The organism is Cellulomonas sp. (assembly GCF_036279715.1).
Classification (GTDB): Bacteria; Actinomycetota; Actinomycetes; order Actinomycetales; family Cellulomonadaceae; genus Cellulomonas_A.
In genome coordinates this window covers 22,014-47,964 of sequence record NZ_DASUIR010000102.1, presented here as the reverse complement: position 1 = coordinate 47,964, position 25,951 = coordinate 22,014, and the positions used below count along the sequence as shown (strand labels likewise).

General features: G+C 72.0%; 23 protein-coding genes. 7 read left to right on the top strand and 16 right to left on the bottom strand.

Features of this window, described 5'->3' with window-relative positions; all coding sequences use genetic code 11:
- Positions 1-77: 77 nt before the first annotated feature.
- From VFW79_RS10050 to VFW79_RS10030, 5 genes are all read right to left on the bottom strand, one after another.
- Complete coding sequence (locus VFW79_RS10050; RefSeq protein ID WP_329677168.1) at positions 78-446, bottom strand: PIN domain-containing protein; 369 nt, start codon at positions 444-446, stop codon at positions 78-80.
- Positions 443-688 carry an AbrB/MazE/SpoVT family DNA-binding domain-containing protein gene (locus VFW79_RS10045; protein WP_329677167.1) on the bottom strand — a complete coding sequence of 82 codons (246 nt, stop codon included), beginning with the start codon at positions 686-688 and terminating at the stop codon, positions 443-445. The genes VFW79_RS10050 and VFW79_RS10045 overlap by 4 nt, the downstream gene beginning before the upstream one ends.
- A gap of 76 nt (positions 689-764) precedes the next feature.
- A complete protein-coding gene (locus VFW79_RS10040; RefSeq protein WP_329677166.1) occupies positions 765-1,946 on the bottom strand; it encodes an ABC transporter permease in 1,182 nt (393 codons plus the stop codon).
- Entirely contained in the window at positions 1,946-2,863 is a 918-nt protein-coding gene (locus VFW79_RS10035) for an ABC transporter ATP-binding protein (RefSeq protein WP_329677165.1), read from the bottom strand. The genes VFW79_RS10040 and VFW79_RS10035 overlap by 1 nt, the downstream gene beginning before the upstream one ends.
- Positions 2,823-3,779, bottom strand: coding sequence for an EamA family transporter (locus VFW79_RS10030; protein WP_329677164.1), 957 nt, complete (start codon positions 3,777-3,779; stop codon positions 2,823-2,825). The genes VFW79_RS10035 and VFW79_RS10030 overlap by 41 nt, the downstream gene beginning before the upstream one ends.
- A 45-nt stretch (positions 3,780-3,824) precedes the next feature.
- Here VFW79_RS10030 and VFW79_RS10025 point away from each other — a divergent pair, with 45 nt between their 5' ends.
- The 4 genes from VFW79_RS10025 to VFW79_RS10010 all read left to right on the top strand — a co-directional run bounded on the left by VFW79_RS10025 (position 3,825) and on the right by VFW79_RS10010 (position 6,925).
- A complete protein-coding gene (locus VFW79_RS10025; protein WP_329677163.1) occupies positions 3,825-4,340 on the top strand; it encodes a MarR family transcriptional regulator in 516 nt (171 codons plus the stop codon).
- Positions 4,337-5,662, top strand: coding sequence for an alpha/beta fold hydrolase (locus VFW79_RS10020; protein WP_329677162.1), 1,326 nt, complete (start codon positions 4,337-4,339; stop codon positions 5,660-5,662). Before VFW79_RS10025 ends, VFW79_RS10020 begins: the two co-directional genes overlap by 4 nt.
- A gap of 71 nt (positions 5,663-5,733) precedes the next feature.
- The gene (locus VFW79_RS10015) at positions 5,734-5,943 is read left to right on the top strand and encodes a hypothetical protein (protein WP_329677161.1); all 210 of its coding nucleotides are present in this window, start codon (positions 5,734-5,736) and stop codon (positions 5,941-5,943) included.
- A 46-nt stretch (positions 5,944-5,989) separates the two neighbouring features.
- Positions 5,990-6,925: an Fpg/Nei family DNA glycosylase gene (locus VFW79_RS10010; protein WP_329677160.1), complete on the top strand. Its 936-nt coding sequence runs from the start codon at positions 5,990-5,992 to the stop codon at positions 6,923-6,925.
- Here the strand turns inward: VFW79_RS10010 and VFW79_RS10005 are convergent.
- The 10 genes from VFW79_RS10005 to VFW79_RS09960 all read right to left on the bottom strand — a co-directional run bounded on the left by VFW79_RS10005 (position 6,915) and on the right by VFW79_RS09960 (position 19,703).
- Positions 6,915-10,391, bottom strand: coding sequence for a GH36-type glycosyl hydrolase domain-containing protein (locus VFW79_RS10005; protein WP_329677159.1), 3,477 nt, complete (start codon positions 10,389-10,391; stop codon positions 6,915-6,917). The two genes, VFW79_RS10010 and VFW79_RS10005, sit on opposite strands and share 11 nt — an antisense overlap.
- Positions 10,388-11,587, bottom strand: a complete 1,200-nt coding sequence (locus VFW79_RS10000) for a glycoside hydrolase family 1 protein (RefSeq protein WP_329677170.1) — start codon at positions 11,585-11,587, stop codon at positions 10,388-10,390. The genes VFW79_RS10005 and VFW79_RS10000 overlap by 4 nt, the downstream gene beginning before the upstream one ends.
- Positions 11,587-13,272, bottom strand: coding sequence for an ABC transporter ATP-binding protein (locus VFW79_RS09995; protein ID WP_329677158.1), 1,686 nt, complete (start codon positions 13,270-13,272; stop codon positions 11,587-11,589). Before VFW79_RS09995 ends, VFW79_RS10000 begins: the two co-directional genes overlap by 1 nt.
- Positions 13,269-14,222, bottom strand: coding sequence for an ABC transporter permease (locus VFW79_RS09990; RefSeq protein WP_329677157.1), 954 nt, complete (start codon positions 14,220-14,222; stop codon positions 13,269-13,271). The genes VFW79_RS09995 and VFW79_RS09990 overlap by 4 nt, the downstream gene beginning before the upstream one ends.
- A complete protein-coding gene (locus tag VFW79_RS09985) occupies positions 14,219-15,199 on the bottom strand; it encodes an ABC transporter permease (RefSeq protein ID WP_329677156.1) in 981 nt (326 codons plus the stop codon). The genes VFW79_RS09990 and VFW79_RS09985 overlap by 4 nt, the downstream gene beginning before the upstream one ends.
- Before the next feature lie 128 nt (positions 15,200-15,327).
- The gene (locus tag VFW79_RS09980) at positions 15,328-16,992 is read right to left on the bottom strand and encodes an ABC transporter substrate-binding protein (protein ID WP_329677155.1); all 1,665 of its coding nucleotides are present in this window, start codon (positions 16,990-16,992) and stop codon (positions 15,328-15,330) included.
- Between the two features lie 168 nt (positions 16,993-17,160).
- Positions 17,161-18,279 (bottom strand): LacI family DNA-binding transcriptional regulator, encoded by a 1,119-nt coding sequence (locus VFW79_RS09975; RefSeq protein ID WP_329677154.1) that lies wholly within the window; start codon positions 18,277-18,279, stop codon positions 17,161-17,163.
- Between the two features lie 30 nt (positions 18,280-18,309).
- Positions 18,310-18,720: a VOC family protein gene (locus VFW79_RS09970; protein ID WP_329677153.1), complete on the bottom strand. Its 411-nt coding sequence runs from the start codon at positions 18,718-18,720 to the stop codon at positions 18,310-18,312.
- Between the two features lie 10 nt (positions 18,721-18,730).
- Entirely contained in the window at positions 18,731-19,432 is a 702-nt protein-coding gene (locus VFW79_RS09965) for a DUF1684 domain-containing protein (RefSeq protein ID WP_414647935.1), read from the bottom strand.
- Positions 19,433-19,532: 100 nt separating this feature from the next.
- A complete protein-coding gene (locus VFW79_RS09960; RefSeq protein WP_329677152.1) occupies positions 19,533-19,703 on the bottom strand; it encodes a hypothetical protein in 171 nt (56 codons plus the stop codon).
- Between the two features lie 432 nt (positions 19,704-20,135).
- Between VFW79_RS09960 and VFW79_RS09955 the strand changes: the two genes are divergently transcribed.
- Genes VFW79_RS09955 through VFW79_RS09945 form a run of 3 tightly spaced genes read left to right on the top strand, consistent with a single transcriptional unit; the run spans position 20,136 to position 24,690 of the window.
- Positions 20,136-21,857 carry a glycosyltransferase family 2 protein gene (locus tag VFW79_RS09955; protein WP_329677151.1) on the top strand — a complete coding sequence of 574 codons (1,722 nt, stop codon included), beginning with the start codon at positions 20,136-20,138 and terminating at the stop codon, positions 21,855-21,857.
- The gene (locus VFW79_RS09950; RefSeq protein WP_329677150.1) at positions 21,854-22,585 is read left to right on the top strand and encodes an HlyD family efflux transporter periplasmic adaptor subunit; all 732 of its coding nucleotides are present in this window, start codon (positions 21,854-21,856) and stop codon (positions 22,583-22,585) included. Before VFW79_RS09955 ends, VFW79_RS09950 begins: the two co-directional genes overlap by 4 nt.
- On the top strand, positions 22,582-24,690 hold the full coding sequence (locus VFW79_RS09945; RefSeq protein WP_329677149.1) for a glycosyl hydrolase: 2,109 nt from the start codon (positions 22,582-22,584) through the stop codon (positions 24,688-24,690). The genes VFW79_RS09950 and VFW79_RS09945 overlap by 4 nt, the downstream gene beginning before the upstream one ends.
- Here VFW79_RS09945 and VFW79_RS09940 read toward each other — a convergent pair.
- Positions 24,639-25,871, bottom strand: a complete 1,233-nt coding sequence (locus VFW79_RS09940; RefSeq protein WP_329677148.1) for a glycosyltransferase 87 family protein — start codon at positions 25,869-25,871, stop codon at positions 24,639-24,641. The two genes, VFW79_RS09945 and VFW79_RS09940, sit on opposite strands and share 52 nt — an antisense overlap.
- Between the last annotated feature and the right edge of the window lie 80 nt (positions 25,872-25,951).

The window sequence follows — 25,951 nt, the reverse complement described above, 5'->3', positions numbered from 1 at the left end:
GACGTCACCGACAAGCTGCCGGGCGCTGGCCGGGACTGATCACGCCCGCGCTCGGGTGGATCGCGCCCGGAGCGGGTCTAGCGGATCTGTGTCACTCGGCCTGACGTGCCCCAGGCGGTGTCGGCCGTGAGGACGTCAGCTTCGAGCCGTTCACCCAGCCCCAGGCAGAACCGGTCAGCGAGCGACAGCCCCTCGCCGGCCTGCCAGCGCACAGCAGCCCACTCGGCGTCTGCTGCGGTCGCGTCCACCACATCCAGCTTGTAGCTGTCCAGCAGTGCGCTGACGAGACCCCAGTCGCCGCCGCTTGCGCGCACCTTCTGCGCCACCTCGGACCAGTTGACGGCGCAGCAGTGCGCGCCCCCGGTCAGGGCTGCTTCGACCGTGCCGGAGCCGGGCTCGCCCTGGAGGAACGCCAGCAGTGCTGACGCGTCGAGCACTGCGGTCACGCGGCGTCCTCGTGCGCGGCTGCCGCGCGACGTTCGGTCAGCAGCTGAGCGACGAGGTCCGTGCCGGCGAGCTGGCTGCGGACCAGCGCGCGAGCCTGTTCGCGCGTCATCACCACGAGACCAGACGTGGTCTCGAGCAGGATGAGAGGCACGCCCGCGGTGAGGCCGGCGTGCTCGCGCACCTGGGCGGGAACCACCAGCCGACCTCGGTCACCCATCGTCACCGAGTATGTCCCATTCACGCGGCAACCGTACCACTCGTCGGCCGCTGGTGGGATTCCAGGCCGCGCAGTCCCACACGCAGGGCGAGACCGTCCGCTACGCCGCGGTTCGGCGCCCGATGACCTCGCGCAGCTTCACGCGGTGACCGGTGATGAGCAGGGCTCGGCGGTAGATGGACGACGCGAGCGAGACGAGCAGCACCGCGGTGCCGGCCGTGAGCGCCATCGCGAGCAGGAGCTGGTAGAGCGGGACCTCGCCCGCGGCCCAGCGGATCGGCATCGCCAACGGCGCGGTGAGCGGGAACAGCGACGCCGCCACTCCCCAGCCGCCGTTCGGGTCGCCCGCAACGACGGTGAGCGCCAGGAGGTAGCCGGCCAGGAGGGTCATGGTGACCGGCAGGATCGCCGAGCCGACCTCGGTGACCTTGTTGACGAGCGCGGCGGTTGCCGCGAACAGGAACGCGTAGAGCAGGAACCCGAGCGCGAACCACGCGACGGCGAGCGCGATGTCGCCCCCGGCGACCGGTGGCAGCCCGAGGTCGTCGGTGACCTGCAGGGCGACCACGAGCGGTGTCGCGAGGACCAGCATCTGCAGGAGCGTCGCCACGCCGACCGCCAGCACGGTGCCGACGAGCACCTGGCTGGGCCGCAGGACGGCGAGCAGCACCTCGGAGATGCGGGTGGACTTCTCCATCGCCACGGTCGTGGCGATCGCGCTGCCCGCGAAGGTCAGCGCGAGGTAGAGGAGGATGCCGACGGCGACGCCGACGCCGGCCCGTCCCTCGTTGTCGACCCGGCCGACGCTGACCTGGGTGGGTGGTCGGACCGACTGGATCTGGGCGACCTGCGCCGCGCTCAGCCCCGCCTCGGCCAACCGGCTCGACGTCTCCAGGCTCATCACCGTCTGGGCGACGAGGGCGGGGAAGGTCAGGCCCGCCTGGCTCGAGGTGTAGAGGTTCTGCCCGGCGAGGCCCGCGGTGGCGTCACCGTCGCGGACCGCGAGCCGCACGGCCTCCTCGTCGTCGCGGGCCACGTACTTCACGGTGAAGTCGCCCGAGGTGCCTGCCGCGTCGAGCGCCGCCACGACGGGCGCCGGCGCCTCGCCGACGGTCGCGAGCGTGTACGTGGTGGGGCCGCCGCCGAGGAGCCGCGGGAGGACGACGGCCGCGATGGAGACGAGCAGCAGCAGGCCGGTGACGATCTTGAACGACCGCGACCGGACGTTCTCGACGAGACCGCGCTCCGCCACGAGGCGGGTGCCCTGCCACCAGGCGCGCATCAGCTCGCTCCTTCCCAGTCGACGGTGCGGTCGGCGGCTGCCAGGAACAGCTGCGACAGGGTGGGCAGCTCGAGCCCGAAGTCGACGACCTTCCCGGCCCCACGGGCGGCGTCGAGCACGTCGAGCGGGTCGACGTCGTCGGGGACCTCGAGGCGCAGATCGTCGGCCTCGGCGCTGATCACCGTGACACCGGGGTAGCCGTCGAGCCAGGCCCGGCTGGGCGCCTGGACGTGCAGCCGCAGCTGGCGCCGGCCCGACGACGCGCGCAGCGTGGCGACGTTGCCCTGGAGCACCGCGCGCCCGCGGTCGATCATCGCGATGTCCTCGCAGAGGTCCTGGACGAGGTCGAGCTGGTGGCTCGAGAACAGCATCGTGCAGCCGGCGTCGGCGCGTTGGCGCAGGGTCTCCGACAGGCTCGCGACGGCCACCGGGTCGAGCCCGGCGAACGGCTCGTCGAGGACGATCACGTCGGGCTCGTGCACGAGGGCCGTGGCCAGCTGGAGACGCTGCTGCATGCCGCCGGACAGCTTGTCGGTGCGGTCCGCCCACCGGTCGTCCAGGTCGAGCTCGGCGAGCAGCGCGTGCGCCCTCGTCGTCGCGTCGTGCTTCGACAAGCCGTGCAGCCGCCCGAAGTGCACGACCTGGTCACCCGCCGGCATCCCGGGGTACAGCCCGCGCTCCTGCGGCATGTACCCCCAGCGGCGGCGGTCCTCCTCGACGACCGGGCGACCGTCGTAGCGCACCTCGCCGCTGTCCGGGCTCAGCACGCCGAGCAGGATCCGCAGCAGGGTCGTCTTGCCGGCGCCGTTGGGGCCGAGGAGACCGGTGAGGACGCCGGGGACGACGTCGAGGCTCACCCCGTCGAGGGCCACGCGGTCACCGAAGGCGTGCTGGACGTCTCTGATCTCGAGCGTCATGCCTCGACCTTAGTGAGGGGACCGGGGCCGGCGCTGTCGTGTGACCAGGTCGCGCAGCCGCACGTCCTCCCGGGACGACGGCGGCCAGGATCGAGCTCAGGACGATCGCGATCCCCGCGACCTGAGCAGCTGCGAGCGCCTGTCCGGCGAGCATCCAGCCGAGCAGGATCGCGACGACGGGGCTCAGAAGGCCCAGGATCGACGGGATCCTCGTCGGCAGCTGCGCGATGCCGCGGAACCACACCACGTAGGCGAACGCCGTCCCCAGGATCGACAGGTAGGCGTATCCGGTCAGGTTGCGCACCGTGAGCGGCTCGGCCGGGAGCCCCTCGAACGCCAGAGTGAGGGGAACCAGCGTGAGCCCGCCGGCGACCAGCTGCCAGCTCGTCGTGGTGAGCGGGGATGCCGGTTGCCCCCACTTCTTGGTCAGGATGATCCCCGAGGCCATCGACAGCGCCCCGCCGACCGCTGCGAGGAGGCCGAGGGTGTCGAGCCGTGTCTGGGCACGGAGCACGACGAGGGCGACACCGGCGAGGCCGGCGGCTGCTGAGAAGACCGCGCGGGTCGTCACGCGTTCCCCGAGAACCCGGTGCGCGAGGAGCGCGACGAGGAGCGGCTGGATCGCGCCGACGGTGGCGGCGACGCCGCCCGGGAGGCGATAGGCGGCCACGAAGAGCAGGGCGAAGAAAGCCGCGATGTTGAGGGTGCCGAGAACCCAGGACCTCCACCACCACGCGCCCGTGGGGAGTCGGCGACACACGAGGAGAAGGAGGGCGCCGGCCGGCAGCGCACGCAGGGTCGCCGCGAGCAGGGGTCGGTCTGCGGGCAGCAGTGCAGTCGTCGCCAGGTAGGTCGAGCCCCAGAGGACGGGCGCGACGGCGGTCCGGATCACGAGTGCGGGGTATTGGCTAAGCACTTAGCGAGTGTAACTAAGCGCTTAGCGTTTGGCTAGCATGGGGGGATGACCGACGACGTCGACCGCATCCTCGAGCAGTGGCACCACGAGAGGCCGGATCTGGACGTGTCGCCGATGGGCGTCGTCGGGCGGCTGAGTCGGGCCTCGGCGGCCGTCGACGCGCGACTGGCCCGGACCTTTGCCGAGCACGGGCTCGACGCCTCGTCGTTCGACGTCCTGGCAACCCTGCTGCGCAGCGGGCCGCCCTACCGGATCTCGCCGAGCGTGCTCGCCCGCGACGCCATGATCACCACCAGCGCGGTCGCCCAGCGCCTCAACAAGCTCGAGCGCGGCGGCCTCATCCGTCGGGACCCCGACCCCGACGACGGTCGGGGCACAGTCATCGCCCTCACCGCAGCCGGCAGGACCGCGATCGAGGAGACCCTGCCTGCCCACCTCGCGACCGAGCACGCGATCCTCTCGACGCTGAACCTCGCCGAGCGGGACCAGCTCTCGACGCTTCTGCAACGGCTCCGGGACGCCTCCCAGGTGCCGGAGCGGTGGCCTACGGTGGGCCGATGAGCGAGGTGACGCAGGTCGGGGACGCAGCGGCGGCGGAGTACCGGGCGGCGGGGCTGCTGGTGCGCGAGCACCGGGTCCAGGTGCCGGTCGACTGGGCGGACCCCGCGCGGTTCGGGTCGATCGACGTGTTCGCCCGCGAGGTCGTCGACCCGAAGCGTGCCGCCGACGACCTACCTGTCCTGCTGTTCCTGCAGGGTGGCCCGGGCGGTCAGAGCCCCCGGCCGATGCCCGGCGGGTGGCTCGCGACTGCCACCACGACCCACCGCGTCGTCCTGCTCGACCAGCGCGGCACGGGCCGGTCCTCGCGGGTCGACGGCCGCGTGATCTCGCGGTTCCCCACGGCAGAGGTGGCCGCCGACTACCTCGCGTGCTTCCGTGGCGACGCGATCGTCGCGGACGCCGAGCACCTGCGGGCGACCGTCTACGGCGGCCGGCAGTGGTCGACCCTCGGCCAGTCGTACGGCGGGTTCCTCACGCTCGTCTACCTGTCCCGGCACCCCGAGGCGCTGACCGCCTGCTACGTGACGGGCGGCCTGCCCGGGGTGGCCGCCACGGCCGAGGACGTGTACCGCCGCACGTACCCGCGCCAGGCGGCCCGCAACCGTGAGCTCGCGCGGCTGCACCCCGCCGACGTCGACGCCCTGGACCGCCTCGCCGACCGGCTAGCGGTCGGGGACGTCACCCTGCCGACCGGCGAACCGTTCAGCGTGCGCCGCCTGCAGATGCTCGGCATGCCGTTCGGCATGAGCACGGGCATCGACGCGCTGCACTGGCTCCTCGACACGGCGTTCGACGACGGCACGGACGACCCGTCGTCGGCGTTCTGCGCCGCCGTCGCGCACGAGACGGCGTTCGAGGCGAACCCGCTGTACGCCGTCCTGCAGGAGGTCATCTACCACCAGGGCGACCGCGCGGGCGGCTGGGCGGCCCAGTCCGAGCACGACCGGTGGCCGTCTTTCGGCGCCGGCGCGCGGCCGCTACAGCTGACCGGCGAGGCGGTCTTCCCGTGGATGTACGCCGAGCACCGCGCGCTCCAGCCGTTCGCCGCCGCCGCCGCCGTGCTCGCCGCCCGCACGTCGTGGCCCGCGCTGTACGACCTCGACCGGCTCGCCGCCAACGACGTGCCCGTCGCGGCCGTGCAGTACTACGACGACCCGTACGTCGACCTCGACCTCGCGCTCGGGACCGCCGCGGGCATCGGCAACGCGCAGGTCTGGGTCACCAACGAGCACCTGCACGACGGGCTGCGGGTCGCGGGCGACGTCATCCTGCCGCGGCTCATCGACCTCGCCGCGGGGACCTGGTCCGTGACCGGGCGGTAACCGTTGCGCCCGGCGCGCAGCCGCGGCACGCTCAGGAGGCGACGGGACGGCCGTCGCCCGAGGAGGGCACGATGACCGACGACAGCACGATGTGGCACGCCGACGAGATCCCGACTGCACCTGCCCGCGGGGTCCTGCTGTGGCTCGCGAGCATGGTCTTCCTGCTCCTGGGCTTCTGGGTGATGGGGGCCGGGATCGACCAGCAGAGCGGCGTGCTGTTCATCCTCGGCGTGCTGTCGTGCGCCACGGCTCTCGTGCTGCCGGTCACCTCGCAGCCGTAGCCGTCGGAGGCGATCGACACGTCGCAGCCGTCTACGCTGGGCGACCGTGCCTGAAGGTCATACCGTCCACCGCATCGCGCGGCAGCTCGACCGCGACTTCGTCGGGCACCGGCTGACTGTCACGTCTCCGCAGGGCCGGTTCGCGGCGGGGGCAGCACGCCTCGACGGCCGTGCGCTCGTGCGGTCGCGCGCGGTCGGCAAGCAGCTGTTCCTGACGGTCGAGGGCGGCGACGTGCTGCGTGTCCACCTCGGCCTGTACGGCGCGTGGGACTTCTTCGGGCGCATCTCCCCGCTCACCGAGGGTGGCGTCGCGTTCGGCAGCATGGGGGCGCCGCGGCTGCGTCGGGCCGTGCGGATGGGCGAGGGTGAGCTCGACCTGTCGGCGCGCGTGGACGCCGCCGAGCACTTCCCGCCGCCGCCCGTCGGGCAGGTGCGCGTCCGGATCGCGACCGAGGTGAGCGTGGCGGACCTGCGCGGACCCACGGCGTGCGAGGTGCTCGACCCGTCGGCTGCGCAGGTGGCGGTCGCGCGGCTCGGACCCGACCCCGCGACCGAGCCGGACCTCGACGCCGCGGGCGAGGTCGTCGTGCGGCGGCTCACGACGCGCGCGACGCCCGTCGGACAGCTGCTCATGGACCAGTCGGTCGTCGCGGGGATCGGCAACATCTACCGCGCCGAGCTGCTGTTCCGGGCGCGGCTCGACCCGTGGACCCCCGGTCGGCGCGTCCCGACCGACCTGGCGCGCGCGCTCTGGCAGGACTGGGCGACGCTGCTCGACGACGGCATCGCCACCGGCGTCATGCTCACGCGCGAGGACCTCGACGGCGCAGGCCGGGCGGTCGCGCTCGTCGACCGCGACGAACGGCACTGGGTCTACGGCCGTGCGGGCCGACCGTGCCGGGTGTGCGGTGCACCGGTGCTCGTCGAGCCGATGGCCGCGCGCAAGCTCTACCGCTGCGTCGTGTGCCAGCTCACGCCGTGAGCGTGCTGCGGTCGGTCCCGACGTGCACGTCGATCACCGCTGCGGGGTCGGTCCCGAGCTCGGCCAGGTCGATGCGCAGGCCCCCGCGCCGGTAGGCCGCGAAGACCTCGACGCCCGGCAGCGGCCAGCCGCCGATCTCGACGCGCACCGGTGCGTCGCCGGCCTCGACCTGGTAGCGCACGGTGCGGTGGACCCCGCCGAGGTCGATCCCGATCGTCGTGCCGTCGTCCTCGAGCGCGAGGACCGGGTCGAAGACGACGGCGCCCGCGCGCTCGACGATCCCGAGCGCGCCCTGCACGACCTGCCGCAGGTAGATGCCCGGGCCGCTCGAGTACACGCGCCAGCCGCCCTTGACCGCGACGGTCCCGTCGCGCAGCCGGTCGAAGTGGGCCGCGGCGTCGTACCGGTCGGTGAAGGCCGCGTCGGACGACGAGTAGTAGCAGTTGCGCTGCCGCGGCGCGCTCGTCGCGAGCCGGTCGTGCTGCCCGACGGGGCTGATCCGGAGCAGCTCGGTGACGAGCCGCTCCCGGCCGAGCATCGCGAGCGCCTGCGTGTAGCGGACGTGCGCGTGCGTGTACATGAGCCCGACCTCGCGGCCGAAGTTCGCCGCCTGCTCGCCGCGCCGGAAGAACCGCGTGATCCCGTCGTGGAACGGCGCGGGCCGGTCCATGAGCCGGACGCCGTCGGGGAAGTGCAGGTGCTCCTCGACGAGCGCCTCGTGGCGGAGCGCCTGCTCGGGCGTGAACAGCCCCGCGATGATCGACCGGGTCATGGGGATGAGCCGGTAGTGCAGCCCCGTGCGGTCGTCGCTCGGGTGGATGACCGGCCACGGGCCCTCGGGGGCGAACACGACGTAGCCCGCGAGCACGTCGTCGATCACGAACCGGTCGGTGAACTCCGCGGCGATCGTGTCGGCCTCGGCGCCCAGCGCGGCCGCGAGGTCGGCGTGCGCGGTGCCGCGCAGCTGTCCCTCGAGCGTGCGGGTCGCCTGGTAGAGCAGCGCGACCGTCCACGCCGACGCCATCTCCTCGCTCATCGAGGCCTGGGCGGGCTGCAGCGTGTCGTCCCAGTCGCCCTCGCCGTACGAGAGCAGCTGGGTGCCGGGGGCGCGGTGGGACCGGATGTAGTCGAGCGACCGGCGCACGTGCTCGGCGACGGGGACCGGGACCGTCCCGGGGCTGCGGTGGGCGTCGTCCCAGAACGGGACCTCGGCGTCGAGCACCGCGGTGTCACCGGTCGCGGCCAGGTACTCGCCGAGCGCCACGAGCGGCCAGACGACGACGTCGCCGTGCGCGTCGTCCTGGTAGCGCTCGCGGTACGCGTCGAACATGAACCACTGCGGCAGGGTGCCGTCGAGGCGCTGGTGGGCGAAGACCCGCAGCACGATGTCCCGCACGGTGTCGAGGTGCCCGAACGCGAGGTTGAGCTCGAGCGGGCCCTGGCACACGTCGCGCGTGCCCCACGCCGCACCCGAGTACTGCTCGAGCCCGTGCGGCACGAGGAAGTGCACGAGCGCGTTCTGCGTGAACCACGGCAGCAGGAGGTTGAGCTCGGCGAGCCGGCCGTCGCCCTCGACGTGCAGGTGACGGGTGAAGTCGGCGACGTACGCGCGGTGCGCCGCGAGCTCGGCCTCGACGTCGAGCGGCTGGTCGATGCCCTCGCGGGCGACCGCGAGCGCCGCCGCGCTGCCCTCGAGGTCACCCGTGAGGACCACGGATGCGCTCGTCGCGGCGTCGAACTCGACGGTGACGAGCGAGGTGGTGCGCGCACGCCCGTCGGGGAACAGCACGCCGTCGTCACCGAGACGGCCCGTGGCGGTCGCGAGCACGTAGGCCAGGTCGGGGCAGTGCGCGGCGACGTCGGTCTCGGCATCGGCCGTGAACACGAGGGCCCGGCCGTCGAGCTCGCTCGTCGCGGACCAGCGGCCCTCCCCGAGCTCGACATCGACCGTGACGAGAAGGTCGAGGGCGTGCTCGGCGTCGACCCGTACCTCGAGGCCCCGCGCGTCGGACCGGACGGTCGTTCGGACGTCGATGCGCCCCGCACCGGTCGCGTAGACCCAGTGCAGACCGCCGAGGTCCAGGACCAGGGCCGACGGCACGCCGAGCAGCCGCCACGCACCGTCGATCCGGGCGAGGACGCGGACCCCGCTCGACCGCAGCAGGTTGAGGTGGTTGCGCTGGACCGACACGAACCGGTTGGCCGACGTGTTGCCGACCACGACGTGCGACGCGAACACCCCGTACGCGTAGGCGGTCGCGGAGAGCACGTTGACGTTCGGGGTCACGTCGGAGCCGGCCTTGAGCACGTGGCCGTGCGGACGCTCGACGAGGAGCTCCTTGGCCCTGCTGACGACGTGGGTCGCATCGGCGGTGAAGTACGAGAGAAGCGTCCCGTCGGGGGCGGTCTCGGGACGCAGCACGTCGGCGGTTCCCGCTGCCGTCGTGGTGAGCCCGACGAGCTCGTCGGCCGTCAGGTCGTCGCCCGCGAGCAGGCGCGCCGAGACGAGCAGGGACCGCACGGACGGCACCCGGACCCCGGCGGCGACCTGCTCGTCGGGCTCGGACGCGGACGCGTGCCGGCCGGTCCCCGCCGAGGACGTCGCGGGCGCTGTCGTGGCCGCGAGCGCGACCGCGCGATCGAGCAGGTCCGGCACGGCGGACGGCGCGTCGGCGAGCTCGCCGCGGTAGTCGGGCACGAACGCGGTCACGGCGTGCACCGTGCGCGGAGCCGTCAGGTCGAACGACGGCCCGAGCAGGGTCGGCATCGCGAACTCGTACTGGTAGGTCAGCGACTCCCAGTCCGCGTCGTCGAGGGCCGCGGCGTGCCCGTCGAGCTTGGTGTCGAGACCGTAGAACGAGAACCCGTCGGTCAGGTACGCGCGGGCGCCCTCGACGACCGCGGTCAGTGCGAGCGGGAGGACCGGCGCGGTGGCCATGGTCTGGCGGCTCGCCACGACGGCTCCCGCGCGCGGTTCGTCGATCACGTGGTGCACGACGTACTGGCTGACGTACGGCTCGTTGCTCGTGGACATCGCCTCGGGGGCGAGCGCGAGGTCCTGGGCGACGACGACGTCGTAGGTCGCGTCGTCGCCGGACGCGGTGTCCGGCTCCGCAGGGTCCGCCGAGAGGTCGACGCGCCACACCCAGAGCACGCCGTCCGGGTCGAGCGTGAGCGTCACGGCGAACTGCGCACCGAGCGCGTGGCCCGACCAGCGCGCGCAGCGGTCGTCGACCGCGAACGTGCCGTCCGCGTGGCCGCCCACGAGAGCGGCGGACTCGACCGTGCCCTGCGGTGTGCGGCGGCGCAGGAACACGCCGCCGACCATCGCGTCGTGCGGCGTGGCGAGGTACTGGCTCACCAGCGTGGCGTCGCCGTGGCGGATCGCCCGGACGTCACCGGCCGTGGAGAGCTCGATGCGCGTGGCCGCGCCGCGCAGGACGCCCGCGAGCGTCGACGCCGTCACGCGGTGGCCTCGACCGCGTCGGCCTCGACCGCGTTGGCCCGCGCGACCGCGCCGAGCCAGCGCGCGCTCGGCTTCACGGTCCGCGCGAACGTCTCGCGGTCGACGGCGACGAGACCGAACGTCGGCCCGTACGAGCCCCACTCGTAGTTGTCGAGCAGGCTCCAGTAGAGGTAGCCCTCGACCGGGATCCCGTCCGCGATCGCCGCGTGCAGGCCCGTGAGCGCGCCGCGCGTGTAGGCGATCCGGCGGGTGTCGTCGGCGGTCGCGATGCCGTTCTCGGTGACGAGGACGGGCACGCCGGGCACCATCGCGTGGGCGAGACGGACACCGTCCTCGAGCGCGCGGGGGTAGAACTCCCAGCCGGTGAGCGTCGTCTCGACGTCGTCCGGGACGGGCAGGGGGCCGTCGGGGCCGATCTTCGTGCGCGTGTACGCCTGCACCCCGACCCAGTCGTCGCCGCGTGCGGCCTCGAGGTACCACGCGTCGCGCGGGTAGCCGTAGGCGCGGGCGAGCTCCTCGCAGCCGGGCTCGGGCTGGAAGTCCTGCGTCGCGACGGTCCAGCCCGAGCGGAACGGGCCTGCGGCGGCGAGCACCTCGCGGGCGGACCGGTGGGCGGCGAGCAGCGCGTCGGCGACGCGAGGGTTCGGCGCGGGCTGGCCGAACGCCTGCAGCGTCGTGGGCTCGGTGGGCGCGCGGTCGTCGCCCGCGAACATCGCGACCATGTTGGGCTCGTTGATCGTGCAGACCAGCTCGACGCCGTCGAGCAGGGGCAGCACGGCCTCGGTGAACCGCGTGAACCTGTCGACCGCGTCGGGGGCGAGCCAGCCGCCCTCGGCGTCGAACCAGCGGGGGATCGTGAAGTGGTGCAGCGTGACCATCGGCTCGATGCCGAGCTCGCGCGCGGTGTCGACCATCCGCCGGTAGTGGTCGAGCTCGGCGCGCGACACGAGGCCTTTCTCGGGCTCGATCCGCGCCCACTCGAGCGAGAACCGGTACGTGCCCAGGCCGACGTCGGCCAGGACCTCCATGTCCTCGCGGTAGCGGTGGTAGCTGTCGCACGCGTCGCCGCTCGGCTCCGCGATCGTCGTGCCGGGAGCGTGCTCGCGCGCCCACCAGTCGGTGTTGAGGTTGTTGCCCTCGATCTGGTGGGCCGCGGTCGCCGACCCCCACCGAAACCCCTCGGGGAAGTGCAGCATCATGCGGCCCCTCCGGCGCGGGCAGGCTGGGGGATCGCGTCGAGCAGCTCGACCGTGTACGCGTCCTGCGGGAACCGCAGCACCTGCGCCGTGACGCCCGACTCCACGACGCGGCCGCGGTTGAGCACCATGATCTGGTCGGTCACGAGGCGCGCGGAGAGCAGGTCGTGCGTGATGTACAGCATCGAGACCCCGAACTGCACGCGCAGGTCGTCGAGCAGCGCGAGCACGCCGGAGCGGAGCGAGACGTCGAGCATCGAGACGGGCTCGTCGGCGATGAGGACCTGCGGGTCGCACGCGAGCGCGCGGGCGATGACGACGCGCTGCCGCTGGCCGCCCGAGAGCTGGTGCGGGAGCTTGGCGGCGAACTGCTCGACGGGGGTCAGCCCGACGGTGTCGAGCAGCTCGAGCACCCGACGCCGCGCCTCGACGCCGCGCAGCGCGGTGTAGTTCACGACGGGTCGCGTGAGCGTGTACTCGACGGTGTGCAGGGGGTTGAGCGCGGAGTACGGGTCCTGGAAGACCATCTGCATCTCGCGCCGCAGGTCCTTCAGCCCGCGGCGACGCAGGGTCTCGACACGTACGTCGCCGAACTGCACGCTGCCCGACGTGGGCCGTTCGACCCCGGTGATGAGCTTCGCGATCGTGCTCTTGCCCGAGCCGCTCGCACCCACGAGCGCCATGGCCTGACCGGGTTCGAGCGTGAACGACACGTGGTCGACCGCCGTCACGGGGTCCTGACCGCGGCGCGGCGGCGGGTACACCTTGCTGACGTCGTCGACGACGATGGGCGAGTGGGCCAGACGGGGGGCCGCAGCACCGCCGGACGGCGCCGCGACGGACCGGCCCGAGGTCTCGATCGTCCCGCCGCGCACCGCGAGGCCGGGCAGCTCGACGACCTCGGCGCGGGGGTCCGCGTAGTGGCTGAGCAGCATGCGCGTGTACTCGTGCTTCGGGGCGTGCAGGATCTGCGCGGCGGGGGCGTCCTCGACGATCACGCCGTCGTGCATGACCATGACCCGCGACGTCGACTCCAGCACGACGCCCAGGTCGTGGCTCACGAGCAGCGCCGTGAAGTTCTCGGAGCGCTGCAGCTCCCGGATCATGTTCATCACGGCGTGCTGGACGAGCACGTCGAGAGCGGTCGTCGGCTCGTCGAACACCATGAGCTGCGGCTCGAGCGACAGCGCGAGCGCGATCGAGACGCGCTGACGCATCCCGCCCGACAGCTCGCCGGGGTACCGGTCCAGCACGGATGCGGGTAGCTCGACCTTCTCGACGAGCTCGCGGGCCCGGGCGAGCCGCTGCTCGCGCGGGACGTGGCCGTGCGCCGCGAAGATGTCGCCGAAGTGGTGGCGGATGCTGCGGACCGGGTTGAGCGCGTTCATGCCCGACTGCAGCACCATCGCGAACCCGCCCTGGCGCTGACGCCGGAGGTCCTCGGCCTCGATGCCGGCGATGTCCGTGCCGTCGAACAGGATGCGTCCCGCCGAGATGCGCGCCGGGGGCTTGGACAGCCGCGTGATCGCGAAGCCGATGGTCGACTTGCCTGATCCCGACTCGCCCACGAGCCCGACGAACTCTCCGCGCTCGAGCGAGAACGTCGCGTCCTTCACGGCGTACGTCGGCTCGGCTCCGCGCGGCTCGTACACGACCGACAGGTCGGTGACTTCCAGCAGGCTCATCGACCCGCTCCTTCCCGCAGCCGGGGGTTCGACAGTCCGTCGACCCCGAAGTTGATGAGGGTGAGTGAGGTCGCGAGCAGTGCGATGCACAGGCCGGGCGCGAAGAGCAGCACCCACTGACCGGTGAGGATCGCGTTGGAGTTCTGGGCCCAGAAGAGCATCGAGCCCCAGCTCACGGTCGTGGTGTCCCCGACGCCGAGGAACGACAGCCCGGCCTCGGCGAGGATCGCGGCGGTCGCCGCACCGAAGAAGCTCCCCGCGATGAGCGAGGTCATGTTCGGCAGGATCTCGCGGAAGACGATCCGCCAGGCGCCCTCGCCCGCGAACTGCGCCGCGGTGACGAAGTCCCGTCCGCGCAGCGACTGGGTCTGCGAGCGCAGCACGCGCGCGCCCCACGCCCAGCCGGTGATGACGACGACGAAGATGATCATCGCCAGCCCGCCGTTCTGCAGGTAGGCCGCGACGACGATCATGAGCGGCAGGCCCGGGATCACCAGGAACAGGTTGACGATGAAGTTGACGACGTCGGCCAGCGGCCCGCGGACGTAGCCCCAGGACAGCCCGACGAGGACCGCGACCAGCGTCGACAGCAGCCCGGCGAGGAACCCGACGAGCACCGAGATCCGGGCGCCGAACACGACCTGGGACAGGACGTCCTCGCCGGCTGCGGTCGTCCCGAACCAGTGCGCGGCGCTGCCGGGCTGGTTGCGCCCGAAGCCGTTCTCGGACGCGCCGTAGGGGGCGATGAGCGGCGCGAGCACCGCGAGCAGGACGAAGACGCCCAGGACGACGATGCCGAGCCGTGCCTTCTTGTTGCTCCAGATGGTCTCGACGGCCCGGGCCAGGACACGCCACGGGGACGCCGGCCCCTTGAGCGGGGGGACGACGGTCGACCCGATGTCGCGTCGGGGTGTACCGGTCGGTTCGGGGAGCATCGCTTGCGTCGTCATCGCCGTGTCCTCGGGTCCAGGAAGCCGTACAGGATGTCGACGATGAAGTTCGCCATCAGGACGCTGATCGTGATCATCAGGAACAGGGCCTGCATGAGGGGGTAGTCCTGGTTGGTCACCGCGTTGTAGAGCAGGTAGCCGACGCCGGGGTAGTTGAAGACCCGTTCGACGAGCAGCGACCCGCCCACCACACCGCCGAGCGCGAGCCCGAAGCCGGTGAGGCTCGGGAGGATCGCGTTGCGGGCGGCGTACCGCAGGGCGACGGTGCGGCTGCGCAGGCCGTTGGCCTCGGCGAACGTCACGTAGTCCTCGCCGAGCGTGTTGATCATCGTGTTGCGCATCCCGAGGATCCAGCCGCCGAGCGACGTGATGAGGATCGTCAGTGCGGGCAGGATCGCGTGGTGCAGGGCGTCCACGAGGAACGCCCCGCTGAGGTTGGGGCTCGCGGACGCGCCGTAGGCGCCCGACGTCGGGAACCACCGCTGCACGTACCCGAGGAAGAAGAGCAGCAGCAGCGCGGTCCAGAAGTACGGGAACGCGGAGGTGAACGTGCCGCCGAGCGTGGGCAGCGTGTCGAGCCAGGTGCCGCGCTTCCAGGCCGCGAGCACCCCGACGAGCGTCCCGATGAGGAACGCGAGGATCGTCACGAGCCCGACCATGACGAGCGTCCAGGGCAGTGCCGACGTCACGAGCGAGGAGACGCTCTGCGGGAAGAACGTGTACGACACCCCGAAGTCGAGGTGGACGACGTTGCCCAGGTACTGCACGTACTGCGACCAGGCACTGCCGGTCGGCACGCCGAGCTGGGCCTCGATCGCGGCCTTGGTCGCGGGGCTCACGGGTCCGGCCTGGGCGAGCTTCGCGAGTGCCGCGTCGGCTGGCGAGCCGGGCATGAGCCGGGGGAGCAGGAAGTTGAGGGTGATCGCGGCCCATGCCGTGAGCAGCAGCAAGCCGAGCTTGCGCAGGATGTACCGCACGAGGTGCTCCCCTTCGTCGGGACGTTCGGGATGCGGGGACGAGGGTGCCGGACGTGCCGGCGTGCGACCGGGATCGCGGGAGGGGCGAGCGTGCTGCGCCCCTCCCGCGACCTGGTCGTGCGGGTCGGTCAGCTACCGGACTTCTTGATGTTCGTCAGGACCAGCAGCGGGTTGGAGCCCCAGGTCGCCGGCGTGGCGTAGGGGTTGTCCTTGCTCGGCCAGTTGGTGAAGGCCTTGTCCGAGAAGAGGCCCCACAGCCCGCCGTAGAACATGGAGATCACGGGGACCTGGTCGTACATCGCCTGCTGGAGCTGGTTGGCGATGTCCTTCTGCTTGGCCGGGTCGATCGTCACCTTGAGCTGCCCGAGCAGGGCGTCGACGGCCGGGTCGGAGAACCGCTGGAAGTTCGCGGTCGTGCTCGTGCCGACGGGCTTGAGGAACTCGCTGCTCAGCAGGTTGTTGAAGTCCTGGTAGACCGATCCCGTCCCGCCGAACGACCCCATCGCGAGGTCGAAGTCGCCGTTCTGGATCGCCTGCTGGTAGGCCGCGGGCTGCGGCTGGTTGATCGTGACCGTGATGCCGACAGCCTGGAGCTGCTTCTGCACCTCCTGGACGCCGCGCAGCCAGTCGGTCCAGCCGTTGGCTGTCGTGATCGCGATCGTGAGCGGCTGACCGCCCTTGTCGACGAGCTTGTCGCCCGACTTGGTGTAGCCGGCCTTGGCGAAGAGGTCCGCCGCGGCCGCTGCGTCCTGCGTGATGGCACCGCCGTCAGGAAGCGCGGAGTTGAGCCAGTCCTTCTGGTTCGGCAGGAGCAGGCCCGACTGGCCCGCAGGCTCCACGTAGCCCTCCTCGGCGACGTCCGCGATCGACTTGCGGTCGAGCGCCGCGGACAGTCCCTTGCGGAAGTTCACGTCGTTGAACGGCGCCTTGGTGAGGTTCGGCATGAGGCTGATCGTGCCGCCCGGCGGGAACCAGTACGTGTTGCCCTTGCCGGCCTTGACCCACGTGTTCTGGACGTCCGACATGAACGCGTACGCCCAGTCGTAGCCGTTGTTCACGACGTCGAGCTGAGTGTTCGACGCGGGGATGACGAGCTCGGCCGCCGCGACCTTGTCGGCCTGCCAGTACGTCGGGTTCTTCTCGAGCTTGTACTGGTTCGGGCCGAAGTCGCCGAGCGTGTACGGGCCGGTGCCGACGGGCTTCTCGTCCGTCGCGGTCACCGGGTCGGAGACGTCCTTCCACAGGTGCTCCGAGATGATCGGGACGCTGAGCACGATGGCCGCAGCCGGCACGTCCTCGGCCGTCAGCGTCATCGTGACCTTCGAGCCGTCGGCCTTGACGTCGGCCAGGTGCTGCCAGACGCCGGTCGTGTCGAGGGCCGGGAACTTCTTGAGCAGGTCGTAGGTGAAGACGACGTCGGCGGCGCTGAAGGCCTCGCCGTCGGACCACTTCACGCCCTGGCGGATGTCGACGACGAGCGTCTTCGCGTCGGGCTGCGTGAACGCGGTCCCGAGGAACGGCACCGCCTTGCCGTCGAGCGAGTTCGTCACGAACAGGGGTTCGTAGATGATCGTCGCGGTGTTCCGCTTGCTCGGCGAGTACGGGTTGAAGTTCCGTACGAACGTCGGTGAGCCGTTGTCGGCGGCGACGAGCAGAGACCCGGACGCGCTCGACGCGCTGCTGCCGGGGGTCTGGACGGTCGCCGAGCATCCTGTGATCGCCAGGGCGGCGGTGAGGGCCACCCCGAGCGCAGTCGCGAGTCGCCGTGGCGCCCGCCGGGAGCCATTCGTCATGGCGTCCTTCTCCTTCGTGTCGTCGTCGTCACGAGAGCTGCGTGAGGCGCTGCTCCTCCGCGCGAGCTCCGATGCTCGGCGTCGTGGGCAATGTATGCGCATACATTGCGCTGCGCAACCTGGCGAGGCGCGCGTCCATCGCGGGATCCGGGGCCGGGGATCCCGGGACTAGCTGAAGTCGGTCTCGTTCGACGCGACAGGAAGGCACCCACAGCTCTCTCGGAGCAGGACCTCCACCGGCAACGTGCGCGACTCGGGTGCCTGCTGCGGATCGTTCAACCGACGCAGCAGCGTGTCCACCGCTGCGCGGCCTAGCTCGAGCATAGGCTGGTGCACCGTCGTCACGCGCGGGCTGGAGAGCCGGGTGCCGTCGATCCCGTCGAACCCCGTGAGGGCCACGTCCTGCGGCACCCGCACGCCGGCCTGGGTCAGCACGTCGAGGATGCCGAGCGCCGTCTGGTCGTTCGCACAGATCAGCGCACGGGGCAGGTCACCATCGGCGAGGAGCGCGCGGCCGATGGCGCGGCCCCCCGACCGCGTGAAGTCGCCCCGCTTCCGTGGTCCGCGTGGCACGCGCAGGCCCGCCGCGCGCAGCGCCTCCCGGTGCCCGTCGAAGCGGTGCTTGGCGTCCGGGGAGTCCGGTGGACCGCCGATGAAGGCCAGGTCGGTGATGCCGTGCGCCGTGATGACGTGCTCGGTCATCGCCCGCATCCCGGCGGCGTTGTCGGTGGTGACGTGGTCGTAGTCGTCGTCGGTGCGCGGACCGGCGATCACCACCACGGGGATCCGCCGCGCGATGTGCGCGAGGAGGTCGTCCGGCACCGTCCGCGAGAGCGTCACCATCCCGTCGACCCGACCCGCGAGGTTGTCGAAGATCTCCGTCCGGCCCGTGCCCCGAGCGACGGCGATCGTCACGGCCAGGCCGTGTCGCCATGCCTCGATCTCGGTGCCACGCATGACCTCGCTGATGTACAGGTCGCCGGTCGGCTCGAAGTCCCCGGCGGGGTCGGGGAGGACCGGGACCGGGCCGGTCGTGAACCTGACCGGGCGCAGCTCGTCGATGCCGTCGAAGTCCGGGAAGCACAGACCGATCGCCCCGGCGCGCCGGGCGGCGAGCCCGCGCGCGCTCCCGCTCGGCACGTACCCGAGGTCGCGGACGGCCGTCTGCACGACGTCCTTGGTGGCCTGCGTGACCTGGTCCGGGCGACGGAAGACGCGCGACACCGTCGCGATCGAGACCCCGGCGAGGGCTGCGACGTCGTAGACCGTCGGCACCTTCCGCGTCATCGGCCTGCCGTCCGCATCACGCCGGGGATCCTACGCCGGGGGTTCGGGCGCGGCGTCGAGAGCGGCGCGGATGCTCGTCGTCCAGGCGCCGCCGTTGTCGATGACGAAGCAGAACTCGTTGTCCTCGGGATCGGCCAGCACGACGTAGCCGTCACCGTCCGCTCCGAGCTCTGGCTCGCGCAGCACGCGTGCCCCCCGCGCGGTCGCCCGCGCCACCGCGACCCCGGCGTCCGTCACCTGCACGTCGAGGTGGAGCCGGTTCTTGGGCGAGGACTTCGGCTCGGGCACCCGCTGGAACGCCAGGAGCAGCGGAGCGGCGTCGACCATCGCCCAGGACTCGTCGCGCACCGCCCACCGGGCCTCGAGCAGGTCGCCCCAGAACGCCGCGAGCGCAGCTGGGTCGGCACAGTCCACGACGATCTCCTGCAGGCGCGGTCGCATGGCGACGACGCTAGCGCTGCCCGCCGAGCTGCACGCACGGCTCGGGGACGAGCTCGCCGACCGGGACCTCGGCGACCAGCACGTTGCCGCGGGTCGCGAGCGGGCACGCCCAGGACGGGTCGTAGGCGCACGACGGGTTGTAGGCGAAGTTGAGGTCGACGACCAGAGGTCCACCCGGGATGTCGCGCCGGCCCAGGTCGGCGCCCTTGACGGTGTCGAGCACGTACCGGCCGCCGCCGAACGTGCCGCCGGGCCTGCCGGCCAGGCCGTCCTTGACCGGGAGGAACAGCCCTCCGGCGTAGCCGCGCAGCGCCCACACCGACAGGCTCCCGAGCCCCGCGAGCTCGACGCGTCCGATGCGCTCGAACGGCACGATGCCGTCGGTCCCGGTGGCGACCTCGAGCCGCTGGTTCGACGCGGCCCTGACCCGGACCTCGAAGCGGAACGCCGGGTCGTACGGAGCCACGACGAGGCCACGGAAGCCGCCGCGGGCCTCGGGGGTGAGCGGCGATGCGGGGTGCTCGGCGAACAGCTCGTCGCGGCCCTCGACCCAGGTCGCATGCGCGGCGGCGGGGTCGGTCGCGGCGATGCGGCGGACGTCCGCGTAGAGCTCGGCGGTGCGTCGGCGCCAGTCCGTCGTCGCGAGCACGTCAGCGGCCGTCGGCGGCAGGCTGGTCGCTCTGTGCGGCGTCGGGACGACGGGAAGGCTCACCCGACCACCATGCCACCGCGCAGCGCGCGGGACCGCTGCTGGCGGCGGTCGGAGCGAGTGAAAAATGGGCGCGGATCCTGTGGCGGACGCGCCCGGGGGCTCAGTGGCCGTGGCGCTGCAGGACGCGTACCTCGCGGAACCCGATGGCCGTGACGACGAGCCCGGGGACCGCCGCCCAGGCTCGCCCGCGCAGTACCGCCACGAGGCAGACGAGGGCGAGCAGCCCGCAGCCCGCGACGGTCGCGAGGCTCGCCCAGCGCACGGAGGTCATAGGCCCCGACAGTACTGGCGCGGCGTGCGGCCCGGCCGGTCCGGGACGGCAGGCGGACGACGAAGCTGAGGGTCAGGGTTGCCTCGTCTTACGTGCTGAGACGAGCGGCCTCGCGGGCCGGATGAAGTCGGCTGCGGGGCCCGACGCGCGTGACCTGCAGGAACATCGGTCAGAACGGACACCGACGCGCTATCCACCCATACCGGTGTGATTCGCCTCACGCGGGCTGGGGTGGACACGTCCAGGTCGGTCGTCCACCTTGGTCATACATCCATGGGGGATTCCGACCGGTTCCGACCGGTCCGCCGGGCGCGACCCGGCAGTCGTTCGACCGCCCCCGTGAACGTGACGCCATCGCCGCCGTCGCTCCGGTGGACGGGCCCGCGACGGGCCCGCCGCCGATCTGCGCAAGGACAACGGTGGAGGCCTGACATGTCCGGAACCACGTTCGGGCGGCTCGTCTTCGAGCCGCGACCGACCGACGACTCGAGAACGACCCCGGCACGCACGCCGGAGAACGAGGCGGCCCAGTCGCCGTCGCTCATGCTGCTCGTGCTCCTGGCGAGCGCCGGCATCGTGATGTACACGGTGTTCCTGCTGAACCCCGTCAACCGCGGCGACTGGTTGCCGTTCCTGCTCGTCATCGGCGCCGAGGCGATCCTCGTCGGGCAGGCGCTGCTGTCGATGTGGACGATCCTGTCGAGCGGGCACAACCCGCGCGGCTTCGCCTTCCACCACGCGCAGGACGGCCTCTACGACGTCGCCGACATCCTGCGCCAGCGCATCGACAACACCCCGCACCTGTGGCGGATGCACCTGCGCGACCGTCCGGTGAAGGTCGACGTGTTCATCACGACCTACGGCGAGGACCTCGGCACGATCCGGCGCACGGTCACGGCCGCAGTCGCGATGCAGGGTGAGCACCTCACGTGGGTCCTCGACGACGGCCGCTCGGACGCGGTCCGCGACCTGGCCGCGGAGCTCGGGGCCCGGTACGTGCGGCGCCTGACGAGCACCGGCGCCAAGGCCGGGAACGTCAACCACGCCCTGTCCCTCGCGAACGGCGCGTACTTCGCGATCTTCGACGCCGACTTCGTCCCGCTGCCCACGTTCCTCCACGAGACGGTGCCGTTCTTCGCGTCGGACGACGTCGCGTTCGTCCAGACGCCGCAGACGTACGGCAACCTGCACAACCTCATCTCGCGCGGCGCCGGGTACATGCAGTCGGTGTTCTACCGGTTCATCCAGCCGGGTCGGAACAGGTTCAACGCGGCGTTCTGCGTCGGCACCAACGTGATCTTCCGCAGGGCCGCGATCGACCAGGTCGGCGGGATGTACGCCGACTCCAAGTCCGAGGACGTGTGGACCTCGATCCTCCTGCACGAGCGGGGCTGGCGGTCGATCTACATCCCCACGACGCTCGCGATCGGTGACACGCCCGAGACCGTCGAGGCGTACACCAAGCAGCAGCTGCGGTGGGCGACGGGCGGGTTCGAGATCCTGCTCACGCACAACCCGTTGTCGCTCAAGCGCCGGCTCACGCTCGACCAGCGCCTGCAGTACCTGGTCACCGCGACGCACTACCTCGGCGGGATCACCCCGCTGGCGCTGCTGCTCGTGCCGCCGCTGCAGATCTTCTTCGACCTGACCCCGATGAACATCCACCTCTCCACGTTCGCGTGGGCCATGTTCTACCTGGGCTTCTACGGGATGCAGATCCTCGTCGCGTTCTACACGCTCGGGTCGTTCCGGTGGGAGGTGCTCATGCTGGCCACCGTGTCGTTCCCGATCTACTGGCGTGCGTTCGTCAACGCGGCGGTCCACCGGGAGCAGAGCTGGCACGTCACGGGCAGCAAGGTCAAGGCCACCTCGCCCTTCAACTTCATCATGCCGCAGGTCCTGTTCTTCACCTTCCTGCTGATCACGTCCGTGGTCGGGGGATGGAAGGACTGGTCCCACGGTGCCCCGAGCCTCGCGCTCTTCTGGAACGTCACGAACACCGCGATCCTCGGTGCCTTCGTCCTGACGGCCGCCCGCGAGGGTCGCCGTACCAAGCGCGCAGCAGCTGCTGAGCGCCGCGCGGCGGGCAGCGCACGACGTGCCGCCGCAGCGCGCCAGCCCGTTCTCGCCGGAGCACCTGGAGGTGCCGCATGACCTGGGGAAACCGATTCCGACTGATGCTGGGCCTGCTGATCGTCGTCATCGGCGCAGCCTTCGCGACCTACCACCTCAACGAGTCCGAGGCCCTCGCGGCCAGCTCGTCCGCCCAGATCGCCGCCAAGACGTACGACGTCGGGTCGCCCTACGCGGGTCTCGTCCTCGACCAGCCCGTCGAGGTCGGCGACACCGTGAAGACCGGTGATCCCCTCTTCGTGATCGACAGCGCCGCGCTGCAGCACGACATCGCGATCGGCCTCGGCCCGACGACGTCCCCGGCGTCCGAGGTCGACGCCGCCGGTCACCTCGTCATCCGCGCGACCGGTCCGGGTGTGGTGCGTCAGCTGACCGCGACCCGCGGCTCGTTCGTCCAGGCGTCCGGCCAGCTGGCCGTCGTCGAGAAGGCCGAGACGCTCTACGTGCTCGCCGACTACGTGCTGAGCCCGAAGGAGTACGCGCGCATCGGCGACAAGGCCGCCGTGACGATCGTGCTGCCGAACCAGCAGCAGATCGCCGGTCACGTCGAGCGCGTCGACGTCACGACCGTCGCCAACAAGGCGCAGGCGACGATCACGGTCGCGAGCGACGAGCTCGTGGCGGGTGACGCGAACGGCCTCGTGGCCGCCGGGACACCCGTGACCGCCGAGCTGCACCTCCAGAACGACGGGGTGGTGACGACTGTCGCGGACTCCGTCAAGCGCTACCTGAGCGGGATCCGGCTGTGACGGCCCGCACGCGGGTCGGCCTGGCCGTGGTCGCCGTGGTCGCCGCCGGGGCGGTCGCGGGGGGCGCCTACCTGGTGACCTCCGACGGTCCGGACCAGACCGGGTCGGCCGTGGCGAGCGGCGTCGCCGCAGGCCCGAGCGACGCGGAGCTGCCGAAGGTCGACACGGCCGCGCTCGTCGCGGGGGTCGACCAGTCCGCCGCGGCCAAGCTCACGCCGGTCCGGCTCGCCGACGGCCTCGTGCCGCCCACCAACCGGTGGTTCAGCGGCCTCGTCTTCGGCGACCAGCCGCAGCCGGTGTTCCCGCTGCCGCTGTCGTTCGCGCTGACCGCCGACGGCTTCTCGATCGGGCTGCCGAAGCCGGTCGTGAGCGAGAAGGCCGTCGTCGGCCCGCACCTGCCGGCCGTCACGGTCGGCGCCGGTGCCAGCTCGGCGCGGGTGAGCGCGTACGACGCCGTCACCGTGACCATCGAGCTGCTCGACGCGGGCGGCGGCGTGATCGGTCGCGTCGTCATCGCCGAGGGCTCGCCGTTCGTCAGCTTCACCGCGGTGAAGGACGCCGACCTGACCCTCGCGGTCCCGTTCGCGGCGGCGGCGTCAGGTGCGCCGGCAGGGTCAGCGCTCGCCACCGCGACCGTCGCGGGCACGCAGTACGCGGTCGTCGCACCGGACGGTGCCGTCGCTCCGGGCGGCGTCCGGCTGCGCGCCGGGCAGTCCGCCTCCTGGTACGCGGTGCCCGACGGCGCGGACGCGTCCGCCAGTGCGGCGCTCGCGTCGGCCGCGGTGGACCCCGTCGTCGGCTCCGAGTCGACGTACGGCGTCGACGCCACCGTCGCGCGCACCACCATCGGCTACCGCACGGCCAAGGGCGGCACGACCGCCTACGTGACCATGCCGCACCAGCGCGCCGGCAAGCAGCCCGAGCGCACGGGCTGCGGCCCGGCGAGCTACTCCAGCGTCTACGGAGCGCTCGAGCTGTGCACCGGCTCGCAGCTCACGTCCTGGGCGCCCGTCGTCCCCGCGGCCGGAGCGCTCGATCTCCAGGCGGTGCCGAAGGACCGTCTCGACGTCGTGCGGACCCAGCTCGCGGCCGACGTGGCCTCGACCCCGGCCTTCCCGTCGGACACCTACTTCGGTGGCAAGGCCCTGTACCGCGCCGCGACCCTCGTCACGCTCGGTCACTCGCTCGGCGCGGACGACGTCGTCGCCCCGCTCAAGGAGAAGGTCGTCGCTGCGCTGCGCGAGTGGGCGCAGCCCGACGGGTGCACGCAGCGCCAGGCCCGGTGCTTCGTGTACGACGCTGCCGCGCGCGGGGTCATCGGTCTCACGCCGTCGTTCGGCTCCGACGAGTTCAACGACCACCACTTCCACTACGGCTACTTCCTGGCGACCGCCGGGCTCCTCGCGGCTGACGACACCGCGCTCGCGACCGAGCTCGCCCCGGTGATGAACCTGCTCGCGCAGGACGTGGCCGCGGCGAGCCCGAGCGACCAGCTGCCGCAGCTGCGCGTGTTCGACGTGTACGCGGGCCACTCGTGGGCGTCGGGCACGGCACCGTTCGCCGACGGCAACAACCAGGAGTCCACGTCCGAGGCCGTCAACGCCTGGAACGGGCTCGGGCTCTGGGCGAAGGCCTCGGGCCAGGACGCGCTGGGCGTCGAGGCGACCTGGCTCGCGTCGACCGAGGCGGCCAGCGCCCGCGCGTACTGGACGAACCCCGACCTGACCGAGCCCGTGTACCAGGGGTTCGGGCACCAGATCTTCGCGCTCGCCTGGGGCGGGAAGCGTGACTACGCGACGTGGTTCAGCGGGGAGCCGAGCGCGATCCTCGGCATTCAGCTCATCCCGATGAACCCCGCCGCGCGGTACCTCGCGGGCGACCCGGACCGCATCCGGGCCAACGTCGCCGAGGCGGCTCCCGGCGGGTACGGCGTCCAGTTCGGCGACTACCTGCTCATGTACCTGGCACTTGCCGGGCCGCAGGACGCCGACACGGCCTGGACGGCCGCGCAGCAGCTGCCCGACACGGCGATCGACGACGGCGACTCGCGCGCCTACCTGCTGGCGTGGCTCGCGGCGGCCTCGACGAGCCCGGGCGGGGAGTAGCTGTCCTCGGACCGGCGGCTGTCGCGCACCAGGTCACGCACGGTCTCCACGAGCAGGACGACCAGGAGCACGTTGCGCGCGACCAGCACGAGCGAGACGGGCACGCGCCCGTTGAGCAGCGCGCCGTAGTCGAGCGGGAACACGATCTGCGTGAGGATCGCGAGGGTCGCGACCTGCCACGCGGTCGAGCGCCAGCCCGGCAGCCGGAGCGCGAGCGCGAGCGCGACGGGCGCGGCGAGCCACGCGAGGTACTGCGGCGACCCGACCTTGTTGAGCACGATGAGGACCAAGAGCACGAGCAGCGCCGCGCGCACGAGGAACGCCTGCAGGTGCATCCCGGTGCCCGCGCGGCGGTGCAGCCACCAGAACAGCGCTGCCAGCAGTGCGATGCCGAGCGGCAGCCCGAGGCCGAGCACGTCGACCGCGAAGTTCGAGCCCGGACCCGTGATCTCCCACGTGACGAGCTCCTGGTTGAGGTAGCGCGTCACCGACGTGGTGAACAGGCCCGCGAGCACCCAGGGAGTCGCACCGACCGACTCGATCTGCAGCCCGCGCGTGCCCTGCTCCGTCAGGAAGCTCGCGGCGTGCGACGTCCCGCCGCCGACCGCGACCTCGAGCACGATGAACGCCGACACGAGACCCGCCGGGACGACGACGTCGCGCCACGGCCGCCGGGTGACGAGCACCAGCGGGATGAGGATCGCGCCCGGCGCGACCTTGATCCACGCCCCGGCCGTCAGGAGCGCCGCCGCGAGCCGCGGCCGTGACAGCAGGACCGCGAGCGCGACGATCATGACCGGCACGATGATCGCGTCGAGTCGCCCCATGGACACCGGCCCGAGCAGCACGAGGAAGGCCATCCACCACCAGACGCCAGCCGTGGACCGACGGTGCCGCAGCAGCACGAACACGGCCAGCGCGTCGAGCACCGTGACCATCGCGCACCAGGCCAGCGCGTACGTGTGGCCGTTCGTGGTGCTCGCGGCCGCGGGGATCAGCATCGGCACGATCGCGCCCGCGGGGTAGACCCAGTCGCTGCTCAGGACCGGCCACTGGCCGAGGTGGGCGCCGAGCCACATCCAGTAGCGGTACAGATCGACGTCGTGGAACGAGCTGTTGAACATGAGCTGGACGCCCATGAACGTGATCCAGGCGTGCGCGACGACGAACGCGGTCCACACGGCGCCGCGGGACTTGAGGAGACGATCGGGGCTCAGGGGATCCTCCGGGAACGCGTGCGGGCTGAGTCGCCACAGTAGCG